Raw genomic sequence first — 22593 nt, 5'->3', positions numbered from 1 at the left:
TAATTGTTGCCTATGCGAGGATGTTACGCAATAACAACCATCGGGAAGTCGTATAAGCGTTTAAAATACAGACAAAATGGCATAAATATCTGCCTAAATGGCGCAAAAAGCAGTTCGGCACAAGTGTTGAATAATAGATAAGTGAACAAGTAACAACAGAAACAAAAATAATTAGGAGGACAAGAATATGACATTTGACAAGTTTACAATCAAAGCACAAGAGGTGGTGCAAGAGGCCGTCAATACTGCTCAGATGAATGGGCAGCAGACCATTGAACCAATCCATGTGCTCAAAGGTATTCTGACGAAAGCCAAAGACGTATCGACTTTCATCTTTCAGAAGTTGGGAGTCAATGCCAATCAAGTAGCTATGCTCGTAGATCAGGAGATTCAGCATCTGCCCAAAGTACAAGGCGGACAGCCCTATTTGTCTAACGATGCTAATAGCGTGCTCACCAAAGCCATGGATACTGCCAAGCAGATGGACGACGAATTTGTTAGCGTAGAACCTATCTTGTTGGCGCTGTTGACCGTGAATAGTACTGCCAGCCGTATTCTTCGCGATGCGGGTTGCAACGAGAAAGACATGCGGGCTGCGATTCAAGAGCTACGCCAAGGACAGAAGGTGCAGAGTCAGAGTGGTGACGAGAATTTCCAAAGTCTTGATAAATACGCCAAAAATCTGGTAGAGCAAGCACGCTCAGGCAAACTTGATCCTGTCATTGGACGTGATGAGGAAATACGTCGCGTGTTGCAGATTCTATCGCGCCGTACCAAGAACAACCCTATATTAATAGGTGAACCAGGTACTGGTAAGACCGCTATCGTAGAGGGATTGGCTCAGCGTATAGTACGTGGAGATGTACCTGAGAATCTGAAAGACAAGCAACTCTACTCACTCGATATGGGTGCGCTGGTGGCTGGTGCGAAATATAAAGGTGAGTTTGAAGAACGACTCAAAAGCGTCATCAACGAAGTGACCAAGAGCGAAGGACGCATCATCCTTTTCATCGATGAAATACATACCCTCGTGGGAGCAGGTGGAGGCGAAGGCGCTATGGATGCAGCAAACATCCTTAAACCAGCATTGGCTCGTGGCGAACTGCGTGCCATTGGTGCTACTACGCTCAATGAGTATCAGAAGTATTTCGAGAAGGATAAGGCATTGGAACGCCGTTTTCAAACCGTCATGGTAGATGAACCAGATGAGCTCAGCGCCATTTCTATCCTGCGTGGACTAAAAGAACGCTATGAAAACCACCATAAGGTGCGTATTCAAGACGATGCCTGTATTGCCGCCGTGAAACTCTCCGAACGATACATTAGTGACCGCTTCCTGCCTGATAAAGCCATCGACTTGATGGATGAGGCTGCAGCCAAACTACGTATGGAGCGCGACTCTGTACCTGAAGAACTCGATGAAATCACTCGACGCCTCAAACAACTGGAGATTGAACGTGAAGCCATCAAACGCGAAAACGATCAGCCCAAACTACAACAACTCGACAAGGATATTGCCGAGTTGCGCGATCAAGAAAAACAATATCGTGCAAAATGGGAGGGAGAAAAAGCGTTGGTCAACAAGATACAAGAGGACAAACAGCAGATAGAAAACCTCAAACTGGAGGCTGAACGTGCTGAACGTGAGGGTAACTACGAACGTGTGGCTGAAATCAGATACAGCAAACTCAAAATGCTCGAAGATGATATCAAGCGCATTCAGGAACAACTCAAGAGCACACAAGGCGGAGAAGCTATGGTGCGCGAAGAAGTGACCGCCGACGATATTGCAGAGGTGGTAAGCCGTTGGACCGGCATTCCTGTAACTCGTATGATGCAGAGCGAACGTGAGAAACTGCTCCATCTGGAGGAAGAACTCCATCATCGGGTTATCGGACAGGATGAGGCCATTCAAGCTGTGAGTGATGCCGTGCGCCGCAGTCGTGCTGGTCTGCAAGACCCTAAACGGCCAATAGCATCGTTTATCTTCCTCGGTACTACCGGTGTTGGTAAAACCGAACTCGCCAAAGCGTTGGCAGACTATCTGTTCAACGATGAAACCATGATGACGCGTATTGATATGAGCGAATATCAAGAGAAATTCAGCGTTTCACGCTTGATTGGTGCGCCTCCGGGATATGTTGGCTATGATGAGGGCGGACAACTGACAGAGGCCGTGCGTCGCAAACCATATTCTGTGGTGCTCTTCGATGAGATAGAGAAGGCCCACCCAGATGTGTTCAACATCCTGTTGCAGGTGCTCGATGACGGTCGCCTTACTGACAACAAAGGACGTACGGTAAACTTTAAGAACACCATCATCATCATGACGTCAAATCTGGGTAGCCAGTTTATCCAGCAGGAGTTTGAGAAACTCAACGCCACCAACCGAGAAAGCATCATCGCCAATACGAAGATGCAGGTGATGGATATGTTGAAAAAGACCATCAGACCGGAGTTCCTCAACCGTATCGACGAGACCATCATGTTCTTGCCGCTTACCAAAGCGGAAATAGCAAACGTGGTTCGGCTCCAGATGAATGCGGTCAAGAAGATGCTCGAACCACAGGGCTTTACGCTCCGCGTTACCGATGCAGCTATCAACTATCTTGCCGATCAGGGATACGACCCCGAATTTGGTGCTCGACCTGTAAAGCGTGCCATCCAACGACTGGTGCTCAACGACCTGTCGAAAAGGATATTGGCCGAGGAAGTCAGTCGCGAACAGCCAATCACAATCGACGCCAACGGTGCAGGATTGCAGTTCCGCAACTGATCAACGGACAGTATATCATCAATCATTCTGTTACGGTATCGCCTGTAATACATACAGACGGTATCGTTTTTTTATGTTTGTAGAGTACTCTCGTTCGGGAATAAAAAATAAATTTGCGTATTTCTTTTTGTATTCCGCTCACTTATTCGTACCTTTGTTCCCATAATATTAATAATGTATAATGCAATATGAAGAATCTTTTGACCCGTACATCAATACGCAAATATAGTGATAAACCAGTTGAAGAAGCCTTGCTCGACCGCTTGATGAATGAGGCGGCACGAACACAAACCATGGGAAATCTACAACTCTATAGTGTTGTGGTGACTCGTTCTGACGAAATGAAACGAAAACTCGCACCTGCACATTTCAATCAACCCATGGTGACTGAGGCGCCGGTAGTACTCACCATCTGTGCCGATTTCCATCGCACATCTGTCTGGGCACGTCAGCGAAAAGCCGTTCCTGGGTACAATAATTTCCTGTCGTTTGTCAATGGAGCCATCGATGCACTACTCTATACGCAGACTCTCTGCAATCTTATGGACGAAGAGGGACTCGGTTACTGCTACTTAGGAACTACCGTCTATATGCCACAGATAATTATCGATACACTCAATCTGCCGCAACAAGTAGTACCTTTGGCAACTCTGACCGTTGGATGGCCTGCCGAAAAACCACAGCAGACTGACCGACTGCCCTTGGATAGCTTTGTCCATCGGGAGATCTACCACGACTATACGGCTGATGACATCAACAGATACTATCAATTGAAAGAGAGTTTGGAAGAAAACCAAAACTTCTGCAAAATCAACAATAAAGAGACTTTGGCGCAAATATTTACCGATATTCGCTATACGAAGAAAGATAATGAGGCGATGTCTGCCGGACTCATGGAAGTGCTCCGCAAACAGGGTTTCATGGAATAAAATAGCTCATGAAAAAACAAGTAAAGACCGCATCTGCCTTTCTGATGCTTATATTGGGCCTCGTCATTCTGGCCATGACAACCTGTCGCGGATCTCATAACAAGCCGCAACAGGTTGCCAACGATACACTCGGAGTGATGGTCATGCAGATACAGAAATGTAGCAGACTCTATACTGCAGAGGCTCAGGTGCGTAAAATAGTGACGCAAGACGATCAGATGCGCTTGCAGGGATCTATCTTCAGACATAAGTTTGACGTTCATGTACCTGGTTCTGAACGAAAAGTTGCAATCCCCATCGATGCTACTGTTAAGGCTTACATTGACTTTGGATCTTTCAGCAAAGAGAATGTGGTGCGACATGGCGACAGAATAGAGATAATCTTGCCAGACCCGCAGATGGTGATGACCAGCAGCCGTATAGACCACGAACACATGAAAGAACATGTGTCATTGGCTCGCAGCAACTACGCTGATAAAGAACTGGCGCAACTCGAACAGCAAGGACGCGATGCCATCATCAAGGATATTCCCCAGCTGGGACTTATAGAAACGGCGCGACTTAGTGCTGCCAATATCCTAATACCGATGCTGAAGGATATGGGCTTTGCCGAACAGCATGTTACGGTGACTTTTAGAAAAGATTTCAATGTCGACAAACCACAGTTGAAAGTGGTGTCCTCTGACGTCGAACAACAATAGTGATGAATTATGATACGAACAATAAAACGAATCGGCATCTGTCTTATCCTATTAGCCTTTCTGGCTTTTGGAGGATGGGTGTTCTGGATGAACAAGGATAACGAGGTGGCTGTAGAACCACAACGGCAAGTGGAACTATCGCCTACACAGGTGCGCTCGATAGAGGCAATAGGTCAATGGGAGTTTCTTGCCGTTAGCGACGAAGAATTGGTGGATACTATTCGCAAAGGCTTCTTCTCCGACGATCAGTTGACACGAATCTATTATGGCACACTTCGCCTGGGGGTTGATATGAGTCGGGTACAGGAAGGATGGGTCACCATGCGTGGCGATACTATTGTCTGTACGTTACCTCCTGTGCAGTTGCTCGATAAAAATTTCATAGACGAAGCGCGTACACGTTCTTTTTATGAGAGTGGGAAATGGAGTAATGCCGACCGCGAAGCACTCTATCTTAAGGCTTGCGACATGATGCGTCGTCGCTGTCTGACCGCTCAGAATATGAATACCGCACGTGACAACGGGCGCACACAGTTCCGATATTTGCTTCAAACCATGGGCTTTGACAAGGTCGTGGTTAAGTATGAAGATAATTAATCAGACAGTTCCAATAGCCTTATGACCCTATTGGCGATAATCTGTTTTTATGGTCTATAAAAAACAAATAGGTCATTATAGGTGTGTTTAATCCGCGGTCATGCATGTAATATAATGACCGATTGAGGATAAATGAAAAGGGAAGAGTTATGCTCTTCCCTTTTCTCAGATGATTATTGTACCAATCGGTCTTGGCAACCGAAATGGAATGATGATAATATCTTTTCTTTTTTGGTCTTATTCAAACAATCAGACTTTGTGATTATTCAACCACGATGGGCTTGTATTTTGGAACGAGCACCTTCATAATAGTCCAACCAATGATGTAAGCTATGGCACAGATGCAGAAAACAATCATGTAGCCTGCAGGTTTGCCTTCAAAACCGAAGAAGGTGAAGTCTGCACCCTGCTGTTCTGCATAGGTAAAGAGTTTACCCGAACATTTGTTGATAAGCATCGACCCCAGTCCTCCAGCCATAGCACCGATACCGGTAATAGTGGCAATAGTAGATTTCGGGAACATGTCGCCAATGGTTGAGAACAGGTTAGCTGACCATGCCTGATGACCTGCACCAGCAAGGCCAATGATGATGGCAGGCCACCATGCGGGGTCGATAGGAGAAGCCTCCCATGCTGCCAGAGGCTGAGCAAGCAGAGCAGTCATCGGGAAGAATGTGAAGAGCAACATAGCACGCATGCGACCTGCATAGGCTCCCATACCCTTCTTCTCAACAAAGTATTTGGGCAGATATCCACCAAAGATGGACAATACGGTTACTATGAAATAGAGGGTGAAGATGAGCAACTGACCCATACCTGACGATGATTTGTAGCCAAACTGGTCAGAGAAATAGGCAGGAGCCCAGAACAGGAAGAACCACCATACACCGTCGGTCATGAATTTACCCACGATGAATGACCATGTCTGACGATAAGTGAAGCAGTTGAGGAAGCTGATCTGTGGACCTTCGTCGTCTGCATCCTTAGGATCAGCATCGGTTTCGGCATCCTGATTGATATAAGTGAGCTCTGCAACATTCACATGGTTGCTCTTGTTGGGTTTCTCATAGAATACTACCCAGAAGCCCATCCATACAAAACCGAGCACACCGATGATGATGAATGCCATCTCCCAACCGAACCACTCTGCCAATGGGGGAATAGACAGCGGGGCGACAAGAGCACCTACTGATGCACCGGCATTAAAGATAGATGTGGAAAATGCACGGTCTTTTTTCGGGAAATACTCGGCTGTTACCTTAATAGCGGCAGGGAAGTTTCCTGATTCACCCATCGCCAATACCGAACGGCAGAACAGGAAGAGATATACGCTGATGGTGGCTATCGACAAGGCTGTGGCAGATCCAGCTTGTACGGCACGAAGTGCTTCTACCGAGTCAAGACCTTCATACTTCATCGTTATCCAACCGCATACTGCATGGAGACATGCACCCAGCGACCATACGAAGATAGACCAAAGGTATCCTTTCTTAGTGCCCATCCAGTCGATAAACTTACCGGCAAACAGACAGAATACGGCATACAGGATGGAGAATACTGCCGTAATCGTACCATAATCGTCGTCGGTCCAATGAAATTCAGGAGCGATAAAGTCCTTCCAAGTCAAGGAAAGCACTTGTCGGTCCATGTAGTTGATGGTTGTTGCAAAGAACAACATCGAGCAAATTACCCAACGGTAATTGGTCATTTTTGTGGTCTGTACAGAACTCATATTATTGTTTTTATTGATGTTTTAGCGTAGTTTGGATGCAAAGTTACTAATAAAAAATGAAAAAAAAACGAGTGTGTGGACCTTTTTCACGTAAACGATAACGTTTAGAAGATTGTCCACACACCCGATTGTGTTGTATGTTAGTCTTGGAAATAGACTTTCTTTACGCGATTGCTCACACCAGTCAGTACTTCATAAGGTATGGTGTCGAGCACATCGCTCAGTACTGTTACCGGCAAATGTTCGCCGAATATCTCTACGCTGTCGCCTTCCTTACAGTCAATATCAGTCACATCAATCATAGCTACGTCCATGCAGATATTACCAACATAAGGTGCTTTCTGTCCATTCACCAAACAATAGCAGGCGCCACGACCTAAGTGTCGGTTCAGTCCGTCGGCATAACCGATGGGGATAGCGGCTATGATGGAGTCACGCTCCAATATACCACGGCGGCTGTAGCCTACGGTTTCGTCCTTCGGCACATGGTGCATTTGTAGTATGGTGGTCTTCAGCGTGCTGACGGTATGTAGTATTCTATTGTCGCGAGGATCGATGCCGTAGAGTCCAAGTCCCAGTCGGCACATGTCGAGTTGGCGTTCTGGAAAGTGTTCGATACCTGCAGAGTTGTCTATATGACGCAGTATCTTGTGAGAGAAGGCTGCTTGCAACTTACTGCTTCCTGCATCAAATTTACGGAACTGCTCTGCTGAGAAAGCATCAAAGTCATCGCTGTCGCTACCTACGAAATGCGAGAACACCGAACGGGGGATGATGGCACTCTGTTGTTTCAGTCGGGCTATCAACTCATCGATATCTTTTTCAGGATCGAATCCAAGTCGATGCATACCTGTATCGAGCTTGATATGTACAGGCCAGCCGGTAATACCTTCTTTTTCTGCGGCATGGATAAGTGCATCCATCAAGCGGAATGAATATACTTCAGGCTCAAGATCATAGTCAAACATGGCCTTGAATGCAGTCATTTCGGGGTTCATGATGATGATATTCTGTGTGATTCCGTTGCGACGTAGGGTAACACCTTCATCGGCAACTGCCACAGCAAGATAATCCACGCAATGGTCTTGTAGGGTTTTTGCCACTTCTACAGCTCCTGCGCCGTAGGCATCGGCTTTAACCATACATACCAGTTTTGTCTCAGGTTTGAGGAACGAACGATAGTAGTTCAAGTTTTCAACTACCGCATTGAGATTCACTTCGAGTATGGTCTCATGAACTTTCTGTTCCAGCAGTTCGGTCAATTGGTCGAAACCAAAGGCTCGTGCGCCTTTCAGCAGTATCACTTCATCGTGTAACGAATGGAATGTTTCACTCTGTACAAACTGATTGGCATCGGTAAAGAAAGCCTTATCAGCAATGGTGATACAATCAGCACATTTCATAAGCATCGGACCAATGCCGATAAAGCGTGCCACACCGCGTTGCTGACAGAGGTTGTTGACTTCGTTATACAGCTCGAAATCACTTTTTCCACTCTGTTGTATGTCGCTCAGTATGAGTGTGCGCTTACGGCCCTGATGGTCTGGACGCCGGTTCATGAAGTCGAGTGCGATATCAAGCGAGTTCACATCTGAGTTGTAGGAATCGTTGATGAGGGTACAGCCATGGCGACCTTCCTTCACTTCAAGGCGCATCGCTACTGGTTCGATTGCCTGCATACGCAAGTCAAGGTCTTCGTTTGTCACACCGAGATAGCGTGCTGCTGCAGCACAGGCTATGGAACATTCCACCGATGCTTCATCGATAAATGGCAGATGATATATTCCGCGTTCTCCTTTATATATATAAGCCACTTCTGTCAAACCGGGTTTTTCGTTAGAAGGCTTAACGCTTGCCACATAGAAAGGTGCCGATTCGTTCTCACGGCTCCATCCTATTTTCTCACCGTCATAGCCGGAACGGCGTATACAACGGCTCACGGTGTTGTCGTCGCTATTATAGAAAATCACCTTTGCTCCGTGGAACAGATGGAGTTTCTCTGTACATTTCTCATCCATCGAGCGGAAATTCTCCTGATGTGCATCACCAAGGGATGTCAAGATGCCAATGGTGGGCTGGATGATATCGCGCAGACTTTCCATCTCTCCTGGTTGGCTGATGCCTGCCTCAAACACACCAATGTCTGTTTGTTCCGACAGCAACCATACCGACAGGGGCACGCCAATCTGCGAATTATAGCTACGTGGTGAACGGGTTACTGTCATTTGTGGGGAAAGCAGTTGGTACAGCCATTCCTTGACCATGGTCTTTCCGTTCGAACCGGTGATGCCCACAATGGGGATATTAAACTCATCACGATGGCGTTCTGCCAAGCGCTGCAAGGCAGAAAGGGTAGAGGGTACAATCAGAATGTTTGCATCGGTATATGTTGTAAGGTCTTCACCTTCCACTTGCAACTTTTCCACAACAAAGTTACGAACACCTCGTCGGTAGAGGTCTTTGATATAGCGATGTCCGTCGTTGCGCTGTGATTGCAGTGCAAAGAACAGCGATTCTTCGGGGAAACACAACGAACGGCTGTCGGTAAGCAACCATCCTATCTGAGCATCGGTATTACCGATACGACGCGCGCCAATAAGCGTGGTAATCTTTTCAATAGAGTAAATCATAACGCAAAATTACCATATTTTTTTCTTAGTTCTTCTACTTTTAACATAGTTTTATTCATAAAAGTGCGATAAGCTTCTGATTCTGGCGCAAAAGGCTTATGTCCTAGTGCCTGTCTCACAGGTTGCCATTCGCTTAGAAACTGTCGGGCACGATCACTGAGATATGTTTCACAGAGCCGTTCCCAAATATAATCCACTGCTTGCTCAGAGGGATGGAGCATGTCTGCGGCATAGAAACGGTAGTCGCGCAACTCATCGTTGACAATCTCGTAGGCAGGGAAATAGTGCACATTTGGCATTTTCGCCACTTCGTCGGCTGCCAGTAATAGAGTGGCTTTCGACAGTTGGCTGCCATGGTAACCGTATTTTCTATAGCGGATAGGACTGACTGTTAGCACCACTTCCACATCGGCACTGCGACTTTGCAATAGTGCTATGGCTTGTCGCAGATAGTCGGCACACTGACTGACCGTCAATGTTTCCTCTTGAAAGAGGTGGTGTGGGCGTTTCTCGCAGTTATCTACAATTTCGCCAGTTTCCTTCAACCGATACACATGGTTGGTGCCGAGTGTGAAGAAGGCCACGGGGAAAGTATCGCTGGTTCGCATCACCGTATGGAGAATGGATACTGGATTATACATCACACCATAGGGATTGACCGTCGCACGAAACTTATTTTCCACAAACCGCTGACCGATATTGTCGGCAAAGCAAGAGCCTACAAACAGTATCTGTTCTAAGGGCTCTATGCGGAATGATGGTTCCGTGATAGTGACAGGTGTTCTGAAATCCATATATCAGTTTCTATTATTTTATGAATACGTTCTTAGTTTCTATGACTTGGCTTGTCGCTGGCGACGAATATATTCAGCAATCAATACCACAATCAGCAAGAGCATGATGCCCATAGCAATATAGGCGATGGTTTCAGTATGTGTGATGCTCTTCGGTTTGAAGGTGAGCACCACCTGATGGTGTCCGGGTTTCACGTTCAAGGCACGGAGCACATAGTTGACACGTCCCAGCTCTTGTTGCTCGCCATCTACTGTGGCAGTCCATCCTGGATAGTATATTTCAGAGAATACCACCACTCCGCCTTTGCCCGACTGCACTTCGTAGGTCAGTTCGTTGGGTTGATAGTTCTTGAGTGTGACAAGGCTAACAGCATCTTGCTGTGTGCTGTTGCCCAATATATCCTTGAACTTGCTGTCAGCAACTGCATGATGACGCAGGTCAATCTTATCGAGTGCGTCAATCTCGGCATTGGCATTCTCCACATAATCCACTTGGTCCACAAACCAAGCATTGCCATAGCGGTATGGGTTTTCTATCGGTACCGTTTGGTTGGCTTGCAGTGGCAGAATGAAATATTTGGTGTTGAGCATGTTGAGCACTGGATAAATCGAGTCGCCATTTACTTTGGTCATATCACCCTGTGCCTTGTTGAAAGCTGTTGCGAGACCTTGAATCTCCTTTTTGATATGTTCGTCAATGAGCTCCTGATAACGGCGCAACTTAGCAGCATGGTATCCACCGATACTCTTCAGGTAGAAACTTGTCTCGTTTTCGTTGAAGGTGTCGCCTGCCAGATTGAGCACACGGAAGTCGAGTGTCTTGTCCTGTAGGATATGGTCAATGGCAGCCGACTTCTGTACGGGTTCTTCACGTACCGTCTTTGAAACAAACATTTCATCGTTGAGGTATCGTTTGTTCACTTGCCACATGTCCGCCAGACAGAGCACAACCAATGCTCCCACGAGCCATTCCTTGCGTATTTTCTTCATGCTGAATAGAAGCAGTAGTGCAGTACCGATAGCAATGATTACAAATGATCGAATGCAGTCGGCAGTGAATACGGCTTTGTGCATGGCGGCCAGACTTGGCAAGATGCGCGGATATATATTCTGCTGATAGTTGGCAAGCATATCGGGATAGTTGCCCAACACATTTGTCAATTGTGCATTGAGTCCATTGATGGCATCTGCATCGTGTATGGAATTGAAGTCAAAGAATACGTCTGGCAGTATCGCAAACAATAGTGCCAGTCCACCGGTAAGTCCGAATGAAAGATAAAACCACTTCTTCTGTGTTTTCAGTATTTCGGGTTCATCCACTATTTTTTTCAGTGCCAACATGGCAAGCAGTGGAATGGTAAATTCAGCAATGACAAGAATAGATGCCACCGTTCGGAACTTAGCATACATCGGCACATAATCGAGGAAGAAATCGGTAAACGGCATGAAGTTTCTACCCCATGATAGGAGGATAGAAAGAATAGTGACTGCCAGTAATGCCCACTTCATGGGGCCTTTGACGATAAACAGTCCGAGGATAAACAGCATCAATACAAAGGCACCGACATATACAGGTCCTGCAGTCATAGGCTGTGTACCCCAGTATTCCGAGAAACTGCCGTAGATATTCATGTTGAATGTATTCTGGAAGAAGTCGCTCACCTCTGCATCTGCTTTTTTCATGGCAGTGGGATCAGAGGCAATGCTCACGCTGGCACCACCTTTAGTATTGGGCACCAACAGGGTCCAAGTCTCGTCTATTCCGTAGCTCCATTGTGTGATATAGTCACGATCCAGTCCGCTTGATGTTTGGTTAGCGGTATTCTTCTTCACCAGTTCGCTTTGTCCACGCATCGTCTCCTTGCCATACTGCCATGTATGGTAGAGGTTCGACATGTTGATGCAAATACCGATTGTAGCACCCGCTATACATACACCAGTAGCTTTAGCCAGATGTTTCCAGTCTTTCTTCATCGCACCTTCTATGATGAAGGCAATAGCCATTGCTACTACAACAAACAGGTAATAGTAGGTCATCTGCACATGATTTGCCAATACCTCCAGTGCAGAGAAGAGTGCAGTGACCAGGAGTCCCAGCATATATTTTCGCCTATAAGCCAATACTACACCGGCAATCATCGGTGGTAGATAAGCCAGTGCAATGACTTTCCAAATGTGTCCAGCGGCAATGATGATAAAGAAGTAGCTGGAGAATGCCCATACAACAGCGCCCAGTGTAGCAAGATACCATCTGAAATCGAATGCTCTCAACAGAATATAAAATCCCAATAGATAGGCAAACACATACCATACGTTTTCCGGCAGCCATAGATGGTAGGCATTGCCCACTTGTGCAATGGTGTCGGTACTATGATATGATGGCGACGTCTGATAGGTAGGCATACCTCCGAAGAGCGAATTGGTCCATCTTGTGCGTTCTCCTGTACGTTGATAATACTCTGATGCTTCCTGTCCGGCGCCGCGTCCTGCCGATGAGTCGTGCCGGTATAGGATACGTCCTTCAATATCTGCAGGGAAGAAATAGGCAAACGATATTGCCGCAAACAAAATCACTACCAAGATGTCTGGTAGCCACTGTTTCAAACTTTTCATAACCGTTTTGTTTTTGTTTCTGAGTGCAAAGATAACCATTTTACACAAATTTTCGTAACTTTGCATGCATAAATCAATAGAAACAAAACATGAAAATAGGAATTATCGTTGCAATGGACAAAGAATTGCAACAATTACAACACCTCTTCACCGATGGCAACGTGGTTGTTGAGAAGTGTGGCATTGGTAAGGTCAATGCAGCTTTAGGTGCTGCCGAAATGATTCGCAGGCACCATCCCGATGTCATTGTGTCGAGTGGATGTGCTGGTGGCAACGGCGATGATATCCATGTTCAGGATGTTGTGGTAGGTGCAGAAGTGAGTTATCATGATGTGTATTGCGGTAGTTCAATCGATCAAACCACTGTTTATGGTCAGGTGCAGGGAATGCCTGCCCGTTATAAAGCCGATGGACAATTATTGGCGAAAGCCTGTCGAGTGAAGTGTGAAGGCTTTTCTGTCCATCCCGGATTGATTGTCACTGGCGATTGGTTTGTTGATTCCAAAGACAAGATGCGTGACATCATCAGCCATTTCCCCGAAGCCAAAGCCGTTGATATGGAGTCGGCAGCCATTGCCCAAACGTGCTATAAGTATGGAGTACCCTTCATCTCGTTTCGTGTGGTGAGTGATATTCCCCTTCGCGATACCGATGCTTCCATGTATCATGACTTTTGGAATACCATTGCCGAAAACTCTTTTCAAGTAACCAAGACATTTGTAGAATCGCTATATGAATAAGATACCCAGTTTTACGATAGACCATGAGCGTTTGCTCCGTGGCATCTATGTGAGTCGCAAAGACCAAGTAGGTGGTGAGACCGTTACCACTTTTGATATCCGTATGAAGGAACCCAACCGTGAACCCGTGCTCCACAACGGTGCCATCCATACTATCGAACATCTTGCTGCTACCTATCTGCGCAACGATGCTGAATGGAAAGATCGCATCATCTATTGGGGACCGATGGGCTGTCTGACTGGTAATTACCTTTTGATTCGTGGTGATTACGAGAGTCGTGACATCCTCGATCTCATGCGCCGCACCTTCCGTTTCGTTGCAGATTATGAAGGCGAGATACCCGGTGCTGCACCTCGCGATTGCGGCAACTGGTTGCTCCACGACCTTCCCATGGCACGTCTTGAAGCCCGCCGCTATGTAGAAGAGGTTCTCGATCATGCTACTGATGAGAACCTCCACTATCCGGAATAACCCAGACTTATTATTTATCCTCCATCGGTCTGTTTGCCGATGTGGGATATATCCGATTCATATATCCTCGGTTACGACTTATTAGCCTTTTTGCGCTGGTCGTGGTCGAGGATAATTTTACGCATACGCATTGACTTAGGAGTAACCTCTACGAGTTCGTCTTCCTTGATATACTCCAAGCACTCTTCGAGCGACATCACTGTTTTCGGTATGATGCGAGCCTTATCGTCCGAACCTGAAGCACGTACGTTGGTCAGCTGTTTGGCTTTTGTCACATTCACCACAAGGTCGTTGTCGTGAACATGTTCGCCGACTACCTCACCGTAATATACATCTTCGCCTGGATCGATGAAGAACTTACCACGGTCTTGCAACTTGTCGATAGAGTAGGCGAAAGCAGTTCCAGTTTCCATGGCAATCATCGAACCGTTGGAACGGCGCTCTATATCGCCCTTGTAAGGTTGATATTCTTTGAAGCGGTGTGCCATGATAGCCTCACCTTGCGATGCTGTCAATACATTGGTACGCAGTCCGATAATGCCTCGTGAAGGGATATTAAATTCGATATCCACACGTTCTCCGAGATTGATCATCGAGGTCATGTCGCCTTTGCGTCGTGTCACCATGTCAATCATCTTAGAGGCAAATTCCTCAGGGACATTGATGGTGAGTTCTTCGATAGGTTCGCATTTCACTCCGTCAATCTCTTTATAGATTACCTGAGGCTGTCCCACCTGCAGTTCATAGCCCTCACGACGCATGGTCTCGATGAGTACCGAGAGGTGCAGCACACCACGTCCGCTTACTATCCAGCGGTCGTTAGCGTCTTCCACTTGCCTTACGCGCAGCGCAAGGTTCTTCTCCAGTTCCTTGTTCAGTCGCTCGCTGATATGTCTTGAAGTCACAAACTTACCCTCTTTACCGAAGAATGGTGAGTCGTTGATAGTGAAGAGCATCGACATGGTAGGTTCGTCGATAGCGATAGGAGGCATTGCTTCGGGATTTTCTGCATCGCAGATGGTATCACCGATTTCAAATTTCTCCAATCCGATTACGGCACAGATGTCGCCGCAATCTACTTGTTCTGTGCGCTGGTGACCCATACCATTGAACACGTGCAACTCTTTTATCTTTGTTTTCTCCTGCGAACCATCGCGGTGGCAGATGGTCACTTGCTGTCCGTCTTTCAGATGTCCACGGTGTACACGTCCCACAGCGATACGTCCGGTATAGCTGCTGTAGTCCAAACTTGTAATAAGCATCTGTGGAGTGCCCTCAATCTGTTTTGGTGCTGGAATCACCTCAACAATCTTGTCGAGCAGATAAGTGATATCGGTGGTAGGCTTGTTATAGTCTTCGCCCATCCATCCGTTTTTAGCTGAACCATATACTACAGGGAAGTCGAGTTGGTCTTCTGTAGCATCGAGAGAGAACATCAAGTCGAACACCATTTCATATACTTCCTCTGGTCGGCAGTTGGGTTTATCTACTTTGTTCACCACCACGATAGGTTTCAGACCGATTTCCAATGCCTTTTGCAGCACGAAGCGAGTCTGTGGCATAGGCCCTTCAAACGCATCGACCAGCAGCAGACAACCGTCTGCCATGTTGAGTACGCGTTCCACTTCGCCTCCGAAGTCGGAGTGTCCTGGAGTGTCTATGATGTTGATTTTTGTACCTTTCCAGTTAATACTTACGTTTTTGGAAAGAATCGTGATGCCTCTTTCGCGTTCCAAGTCATTGGAGTCCAATACTTGGCTACTTAGGTCTTGTCCCTCACGGAATAAGTTTCCTGCCAGCATCATCTTGTCCACGAGCGTAGTTTTGCCGTGGTCCACGTGTGCGATAATCGCAATGTTACGGATATCCTGCATTCTCTTAATTTTAAAATCGACTGCAAAGGTACGAATAAGTGAGTGAAAAGCAAAAGAAAACGGAAATTTTCTTTCGCTTTTCCGAACGAGAGTACCTTCGTCGCATAGCGTCAAAGGTACGAATAAGTGAGTGAAAAACAAAAGAAAACGGAAATTTTCTTTCGCTTTTCCGAACGAGAGTACCTTCGTCGTGCAGCGCCTACCTCCGTTTTATAGCGTTCAAAGTTCTATCAATATGTGGTTGTTTGACGTTAAAATATCTCAATATTGCCTATTCTTTTCTGTTTCTTTTATCGATATTTCTCCTCTTATATATCTCGCGTGTGTATGCGCACGCACACGCGCACGCGGCGTCATCATTTTGTTACCATCGACCACCTTTTGTTCTAATATGCAGAGATTCAAAAGTATATGGTGTGGTCGATGTTGGGCAATTGACCACCGATTGACCACCGTTCGACCATCGTTAGAACAATTAAGCAACCGGCAGTTGGGGCATCGAGAATAACAACAAAGGGAAAGGTTGTTGACCTTTCCCTTTGTCTGTATCTGGTATGACGATGCTGTTTACTGTTGTTTATTGCTATCGATGGCTTTGATCTTTTCGCGCACCAACTGCACTTGGTCTTTCAATTTCTGTACTTTTCTGTTCATTTCGTCAATGAGTGAATTTCCTTTCTTAGATGACGCATTGAGGAAACCGAGATTGTTTTCGTAGGTCTGCACCTCGTTTTTCAACTGCTCATACTGTCTCATCAATCGTGCCCGCTCGTTGTCGAGGGCGTTTTCACCACGTCCAGCCACCTGTTTGAGGTTGTCTTTGAAATTGTTGAGTCGGCGTTTGGCAGAATTGATGTTCAGTGTCTTGTAGAGTTTATCCAGTATGGCATGATATTCTTCATAGATCTTGTCCTTCTCTTTGTAGGGTACATGACCTACGGCTTGATATTCTGCCACGAGTTTCTGCACCTTAGCCTGAAGGTCGTCGCCAGCTTGTTCGGTGAGCGCTTTGAGTTGCTCCACAATTTCGCGCTTCTTGTTGAGGTTCTGGTGCTCCGCGCTTCGTGTGCCCGCTCCAGCAGCATTAGCCGCTTCGAAGAACTTGTTGCAGATGCCGTTGAACTCCTGCCACATTTGGTCGCCCATTTTCTTGGGCACAGTACCGATAGTTTTCCACTCTTTTTGCAGATTGATAAACTTATCGCTTGTCGATTTCCAATCGGTAGAATCCTGCAAGGCTTTCGCTTTTTCTATCAGTGCACGTTTCTTATCGGCATTGTTCTTATATTCTTCCTTTCTGTTTCTGAAATATTCAGCTTTGTTTTTGAAGAATTCGTCGCAGGCCTTACGGAAGCGCTCGAAGATTTTGACGTTCATCTTCTGTGGTGCAAAGCCAATGGTTTTCCACTCGGCTTGCAACTCCATAATAGCCTTGGTATGTTTATCCCAATCGTTGCTGTTTTTATTGTCTTCCTTAACGACTGCCTCTATTTTTTCACAGAGTGCAGTCTTGCGGGTGAGGTTTTCTTCCTCTTGTGCCTTTCGTTCATCGAAATACTGCTGGTGCTTCTTGTTGATAACGGTAGATGCAGCTTTGAATCGTGCCCATATTTCTTCGCGTAGCTCTTTAGCCACAGGGCCAGTTTCGCGATACTCTTGATGAAGCTGTTGTAGTTGATGGAATGCACTGATAGCATCGGGTGTTTCAGCGAGTTTCTCCGCAGCTTCGCATAGACGTGTTTTCTTTTCAAGGTTCTTCTTGAAGTCGTATTCGCGTGCTTCACTGTTGAGTTTGAGCAGATCGTAGAACTGTTCCACATAGAGCTGGTAGTTTCGCCACAGTTCGTTGGCTTTTTCTACGGGCACATTTTTTATTTCTTTCCATTCCTCTTGCAGTGCTTTGAAGTCTTTATACGACTTGTTTGCCTCTTCAGGCGATGTAATCATCGCTTTGATTTTCTCTATGATATCGAGTTTCTTCTGCAGGTTGTCTTGTTTTTCCTGCTCCTGCTCGAGGAATAGTTTCTGTCTTCTTTCCTTGATGATGCTCATCTCTGCTTTGAAGGCCTCCTCTGTTTCGTCGGGTACGATTTGGTAGGTGTCGGGGTTTCCTCCATTGGCAATATAATCTTTGAGCTTAGCTTCGCGTTCGGCAGTGTGCAGTTTGTAGAATACCGTTTTGAGGTAATCCACTTCGTCTTTCTGTGGTGCTTCATCGCTTTGTGCTATTTCGCGCACGCGTTCGAGCACTTCCTGTTTGTTCTGATACTGCTTACGCTCGTGCTGTTGCAGTGCATTTTGCTCTGTTTCAGCCGTTGGCTGCTGGATGTTGCGCTCTTGTTCGAGCGTTTGTTCTTGAGAGTCCATCATCTTAATGTTTGAGTTCATGAAAATGGGTTAGAGTACACATAATAGGCTTCAAAAGTACGCAAAATATCTGAAACAGCCTAATTTTATGTCAGAAAATTGATATTTTTTCCCTTAAATGAGTCGTTTATGTCTGAAAACTGCCCATGATGCCACTGATATAATGAGTGACAGAATGATGGCGATGGCGAAGCCTATGGGACTTGTCTCCATGCCGTTGATGAGGTTCATACCGAAGAAACTTGATATGAGTGTGGGTAGCATGAGTATGATGGTTACCGATGTGAGCGTACGCATGATGGTGTTCATGTTGTTGTTGATAATGCTCTGATAGGTATCCATTGTTGATTCGAGAATGTTGGAATAGATATTGGTAGTTTCCCGTGCCTGTGTCATCTCGATGTTTACATCTTCGATGAGGTCGGCGTCGAGTTCGTCAATCTGCAGTTTAAATTTCAGTTTGGAGAGCAGCACCTCGTTGCCACGGATAGATGTGTTGAAGTAAGTGAGTGAGTCTTGCAGTCTTGACAGTCCGATAAGACTCTCGTTGTTTACTTCGCGGTCGAGGTTTCGTTTGGCTTTGTCGATGAGCATAGAGATTTGCTTGAGTCGTTTCAGATACCAAACAGCCGACGACAGGAAGAGTCGGAAAATCATATCGACATGGTCGGTGAATCCCTCAGCTCTTTTTTGCTGGAACGAAACGAAGTCGATCATCATATTGGTTTCGTAGTAGCATACGGTGATGGTGACATCGCGCTTATGGATGATACCCAGTGGCACGGTGGTATATGGCGTACGTGAGCGTACCTCTTTGACGTAGGGGATACGCAGGATGATGAGCATCCAACCATCGTCGTACTCATAACGTGCCCGCTCATCGGTATCGCTGATGTCGGATAGGAAATAATCGGGAATGTTATACTGTTCTTCGAGCAGTTGACTGTCTTCCTCTGTTGGGCATGTAACCTGTATCCAACAGTTGGGCTGCCACTCTTTGATTTGGGTCAGTCCGTTGTTAGTGTTCCAGAATGTCTTCATTGTGCTAATCCTTTTTTGGTGCAAATGACTTTGTGGCAAGAGGATTAGCTGTCTTGCCATGCTGCTCCTCACGCCTTACGAATTGTAATTATCCGCCGGGTAGTCGTCCATTTTATGTTGTTACTTTGGTTTTATTGCTTGCAAAATTACAATAATCAGTTGAAAATGCAAAGGTTTTTTCGTTTTTTCTTTCTCTTTAGGCAACAAAAAAGTCAATGGCAGACACATCAGGTGTCTGCCATTGACGGGTATGATACGGTCTTTCGGTGCTGTTTGTTTGCATGCACCGACCGTTGGTCGTTATTTCTCAGGAATATCAGCCAGTGTTTTCTTGAGCAGTTGCCAGAAGGGTTCCACGGTGCTGATGAGTGCGCGTTCGGTCGTGGTGTGAGGTGATTCGAGCGTCGGGCCGAGGCTCACCACATCGAGGTGTGGGTATTTGCCGAGTATGACGGAGCACTCCAGTCCGGCGTGTACTACCTGTACGACACCGTCTTTTCCAAACAGCTCCTTATACTCTTTGAGCAGCAGACCGAGGATTTCTGAGTCGGGGTTGGGGTCCCAACCGGCATAATCGCCAGTAGTTTCTACCTTCATGCCAGCCATGTTGAAGCAGCTTTCGAGGGTCTTCACGAGATTCTCTTTCATGTCTTCGCGGCTTGAGCGTACGAGAATCTTCATGGCAGTCTTACCCTCCGCAATGTCGATGATGGCAAGGTTGCTCGATGTCTCTACTACGTCGAGATAGTGGGGAATCATGCGGAACACACCATTGTGGCAAGCGTAGATGACGTTGATGAGATTGTCTTGCAGTTCTACGGGCACCTGTTTGGCTGGTGTTGCCACTTCTTCTACGGTCAACTGGATGTTCTTTTCAATGGGAGCATACTCCTCTTGGAAGTCGGCGAGCCAGTCGGCAGCCAGTTCTTTGAGTGCCTCTACATTCTCTTTCGGCAGGGTGAGCACCACTTCAGCCTTGAATGGAATAGCATTGCGCATGTTTCCGCCGTGCCATGAAGCCAGCCGTGCTTCGGTCTCTTCGATGGCTTCGCGCACAAAGCGCACCATCATCTTGTTGGCGTTGCCGCGTCCTTCTTGGATTTCCAGGCCGCTGTGTCCGCCGCGGAGTCCCTGCAGTGTCACCTTAACGGCAGCATCTGTGGGGTCGGTATCCACTTCCTGATAGTCGAGCGTGGCAGTAACATCCACTCCACCAGCCGAACCAATGACAAATTCGCCCCATAGCTCGGTATCGAGATTGAGCAGGATATCGCCATGGAGTTCGCCACTGGGCAGGTTGTTGACACCCACCATGTGGGTCTCCTCATCGGCAGTGATGAGTGCTTCCACAGGTCCGTGCACGAGCGATTTGTCTTCCATTACCGCCATGATAGCTGCTACGCCGAGTCCGTTGTCAGCTCCGAGTGTGGTGTTTGTGGCTTTCACCCATTCTCCGTCAATCCATGGTTGGATGGCATCGGTCTCGAAATTGTGTGGTGAGTCTGGTGTTTTTTGTGGCACCATGTCCATGTGAGCCTGTAGGATGACGCCTTTTCTGTTTTCCATGCCCGGTGTGGCAGGTTTGCGGAAAACGATATTTTCTGCTGGGTCCTTGAATGCTTCGACCCCAACCTGTTTGCCGAAGTCGAGTAAGAACTGCTGAATTTTCTCCAGATGTCCGCTTGGGCGTGGTACTTGTGTCAGGGCGTAGAAGTTTTTCCAGATGCACTGTGGATCCAGTTTTGTGATTTCGTTCATAGTCTTTGAAATTTTATAATTTGTTGAACAATGTTGTTTCTGATGTTTTTTCCCCGATGCTGTTGTGGCGATGGGTAAAGGCAAGCGCGATGCAGGCATAGATGCCGAGTGCCACCACGAGTAGTGTCTGTATGGTGTGTACGATAAACACGAAGCAGAGTGCCTGCGTGTCTGCCACGCCGTAGAGTATCAGCATGGTCTTTACGGCAAAGTGCCAGGGCCCGGCTCCGTTGGGTGTCGGTACGATAACTGCAATGCTTCCTACGATGAAAGTGACCATGGCACATCCTATGCCGAGGTTTGCTGTGAAGTCGAAACAGAAGAATGTGAGGTAATAGTGTAGGAAGTAGCTCAGCCAAATGGCAGCGGTAAAGACGATGAACAGTGGCACATTGGCTACGTCTTTGAGCGAGATGACTCCTTGCCAAATGCCTTTCAGCGTGGCTTTCACCTTATCGTAGAACGAGAGTTTGCGCAGCAGAAAGTGGAGCAACACCATCAGTGCCAGCAGACAGATAGCCACCACGAAGTAGCCTGTCCATGAGAAATGGTGGAGAATGGTGCTGAGGTTGGTGCCTGTCTTATGGAAAAACATGCCGAAAGTGCTCATTTCGAAGAGCAAAACCACAGCGGTTATGCCCATGACGAGTAGTGAGTCGATGGCGCGCTCGGTGACCACCGTCCCCAATGCCTTAGGAAACGAGATGTTGTCGTAGCGCTTCAACACGCCGCAGCGAGTAAACTCGCCCACGCGCGGCACGATGAGTGAGGCGGCATAGGATAGAAAAACGGCATGAATGCTGACGGAGTGGCGAGGGTGCTCGCCCATTGGTTCGAGCGTTTGACGCCATCTCCACCCTCTGAACATCTGTGCGAGTATGCCGAAAGGAAAGGAGAGAAGCATCCACGTCCAGTCCATTTCGTCGGTCATAACGTGTTGCATCTCTTGCCAGTTTTCCCCACGATACATCCAATAGAGTATCGCTCCGCCCAGCACAAGAGGCATCAGTATCTTGATGATGATGTTTGTTGTCTTCATGTTTCCGTAGGCAAAGGTACGAATAAGCGAGCAGAATAAAAAAGAAAAAAGCAATTTTCTTTTTTATTCTTGAGCGTGAGTACCTTGGGCGCGTAGCGCCAAAGTCTGTTTCTCCTCCCTCCCTATACCTTATTATATGCAATATACTGCCGTATGAAACACTATGAATCCGATATTCCCCAGCTATATAGTTACATTTCCGTGAAGATGTATTGATACATGTCAAATCTTTGATATGGGTCAAAGAATAGGGTATTTTTGTGTTGTTTGCGCACACAATGCTTGCAAGATTGATATTTAGTGCGTACCTTTGCATCGCATTAAGAGAAATGCACAGGATAACAATTACAGGATAACACAAATTAAAAAGAAAGGAAGAACATGACTTTAGTATTGTTAATTGTGGCTGTTGTAGCCATTACGATTGCTGAGGCAGTCAGAGTGAACAACAAGGTTAATCTTGGTAAGTAACTCATTTAAGAGATGAAAAAAACGAGGCGAGCCTTCGGGCAGACCTCAAAGTAATAACA

General features: G+C 46.7%; 15 protein-coding genes. 6 read left to right on the top strand and 9 right to left on the bottom strand.

Annotated elements, in window-relative coordinates:
* Positions 1 to 187: 187 nt before the first annotated feature.
* The 4 genes from clpB to CIK88_RS11375 all read left to right on the top strand — a co-directional run bounded on the left by clpB (position 188) and on the right by CIK88_RS11375 (position 5003).
* Positions 188 to 2776 (top strand): ATP-dependent chaperone ClpB, encoded by a 2589-nt coding sequence (gene clpB / locus CIK88_RS11390; RefSeq protein WP_094390178.1) that lies wholly within the window; start codon positions 188 to 190, stop codon positions 2774 to 2776.
* Between the two features lie 188 nt (positions 2777 to 2964).
* Entirely contained in the window at positions 2965 to 3705 is a 741-nt protein-coding gene (locus tag CIK88_RS11385; protein ID WP_094436556.1) for a nitroreductase family protein, read from the top strand.
* Between the two features lie 8 nt (positions 3706 to 3713).
* On the top strand, positions 3714 to 4406 hold the full coding sequence (locus CIK88_RS11380; protein WP_094436554.1) for a DUF4230 domain-containing protein: 693 nt from the start codon (positions 3714 to 3716) through the stop codon (positions 4404 to 4406).
* Between the two features lie 9 nt (positions 4407 to 4415).
* Positions 4416 to 5003, top strand: coding sequence for a DUF4230 domain-containing protein (locus tag CIK88_RS11375; RefSeq protein ID WP_173815664.1), 588 nt, complete (start codon positions 4416 to 4418; stop codon positions 5001 to 5003).
* Between the two features lie 262 nt (positions 5004 to 5265).
* On the opposite strand, the gene CIK88_RS11370 is transcribed toward CIK88_RS11375, so the two are convergent.
* The 4 genes from CIK88_RS11370 to CIK88_RS11355 all read right to left on the bottom strand — a co-directional run bounded on the left by CIK88_RS11370 (position 5266) and on the right by CIK88_RS11355 (position 12772).
* The gene (locus tag CIK88_RS11370) at positions 5266 to 6735 is read right to left on the bottom strand and encodes an MFS transporter (RefSeq protein WP_094390175.1); all 1470 of its coding nucleotides are present in this window, start codon (positions 6733 to 6735) and stop codon (positions 5266 to 5268) included.
* 140 nt (positions 6736 to 6875) lie between these two features.
* The gene (locus CIK88_RS11365) at positions 6876 to 9365 is read right to left on the bottom strand and encodes a bifunctional UDP-N-acetylmuramoyl-tripeptide:D-alanyl-D-alanine ligase/alanine racemase (RefSeq protein ID WP_094436552.1); all 2490 of its coding nucleotides are present in this window, start codon (positions 9363 to 9365) and stop codon (positions 6876 to 6878) included.
* Positions 9362 to 10159, bottom strand: coding sequence for a GSCFA domain-containing protein (locus CIK88_RS11360; protein ID WP_094436549.1), 798 nt, complete (start codon positions 10157 to 10159; stop codon positions 9362 to 9364). The genes CIK88_RS11365 and CIK88_RS11360 overlap by 4 nt, the downstream gene beginning before the upstream one ends.
* Before the next feature lie 39 nt (positions 10160 to 10198).
* On the bottom strand, positions 10199 to 12772 hold the full coding sequence (locus tag CIK88_RS11355; protein WP_094436578.1) for a YfhO family protein: 2574 nt from the start codon (positions 12770 to 12772) through the stop codon (positions 10199 to 10201).
* Positions 12773 to 12861: 89 nt separating this feature from the next.
* Here CIK88_RS11355 and mtnN point away from each other — a divergent pair, with 89 nt between their 5' ends.
* Both mtnN and CIK88_RS11345 read left to right on the top strand, forming a co-directional pair.
* Positions 12862 to 13512 (top strand): 5'-methylthioadenosine/S-adenosylhomocysteine nucleosidase, encoded by a 651-nt coding sequence (mtnN, locus tag CIK88_RS11350; RefSeq protein ID WP_094436547.1) that lies wholly within the window; start codon positions 12862 to 12864, stop codon positions 13510 to 13512.
* Positions 13505 to 13984 (top strand): S-ribosylhomocysteine lyase, encoded by a 480-nt coding sequence (locus CIK88_RS11345; protein ID WP_094390171.1) that lies wholly within the window; start codon positions 13505 to 13507, stop codon positions 13982 to 13984. Before mtnN ends, CIK88_RS11345 begins: the two co-directional genes overlap by 8 nt.
* Positions 13985 to 14055: 71 nt before the next feature.
* On the opposite strand, the gene typA is transcribed toward CIK88_RS11345, so the two are convergent.
* From typA to CIK88_RS11320, 5 genes are all read right to left on the bottom strand, one after another.
* Positions 14056 to 15858, bottom strand: a complete 1803-nt coding sequence (gene typA, locus CIK88_RS11340; RefSeq protein WP_094436545.1) for a translational GTPase TypA — start codon at positions 15856 to 15858, stop codon at positions 14056 to 14058.
* A gap of 567 nt (positions 15859 to 16425) precedes the next feature.
* Positions 16426 to 18228, bottom strand: coding sequence for a DUF349 domain-containing protein (locus CIK88_RS11335; RefSeq protein WP_094436576.1), 1803 nt, complete (start codon positions 18226 to 18228; stop codon positions 16426 to 16428).
* Positions 18229 to 18339: 111 nt separating this feature from the next.
* Positions 18340 to 19266: a magnesium transporter CorA family protein gene (locus CIK88_RS11330; protein WP_094390169.1), complete on the bottom strand. Its 927-nt coding sequence runs from the start codon at positions 19264 to 19266 to the stop codon at positions 18340 to 18342.
* A gap of 300 nt (positions 19267 to 19566) precedes the next feature.
* Positions 19567 to 21024, bottom strand: coding sequence for an aminoacyl-histidine dipeptidase (locus CIK88_RS11325; RefSeq protein WP_094436543.1), 1458 nt, complete (start codon positions 21022 to 21024; stop codon positions 19567 to 19569).
* A 13-nt stretch (positions 21025 to 21037) separates the two neighbouring features.
* Entirely contained in the window at positions 21038 to 22063 is a 1026-nt protein-coding gene (locus CIK88_RS11320; RefSeq protein WP_094390167.1) for a lysylphosphatidylglycerol synthase transmembrane domain-containing protein, read from the bottom strand.
* Positions 22064 to 22593 lie beyond the last annotated feature (530 nt).

The organism is Prevotella sp. P5-50 (assembly GCF_002251295.1).
In the GTDB taxonomy this organism is placed as follows: domain Bacteria; phylum Bacteroidota; class Bacteroidia; order Bacteroidales; family Bacteroidaceae; genus Prevotella.
Note: the sequence above shows the minus strand (reverse complement) of the source record. Positions and strands in the feature narration are given on the sequence as shown.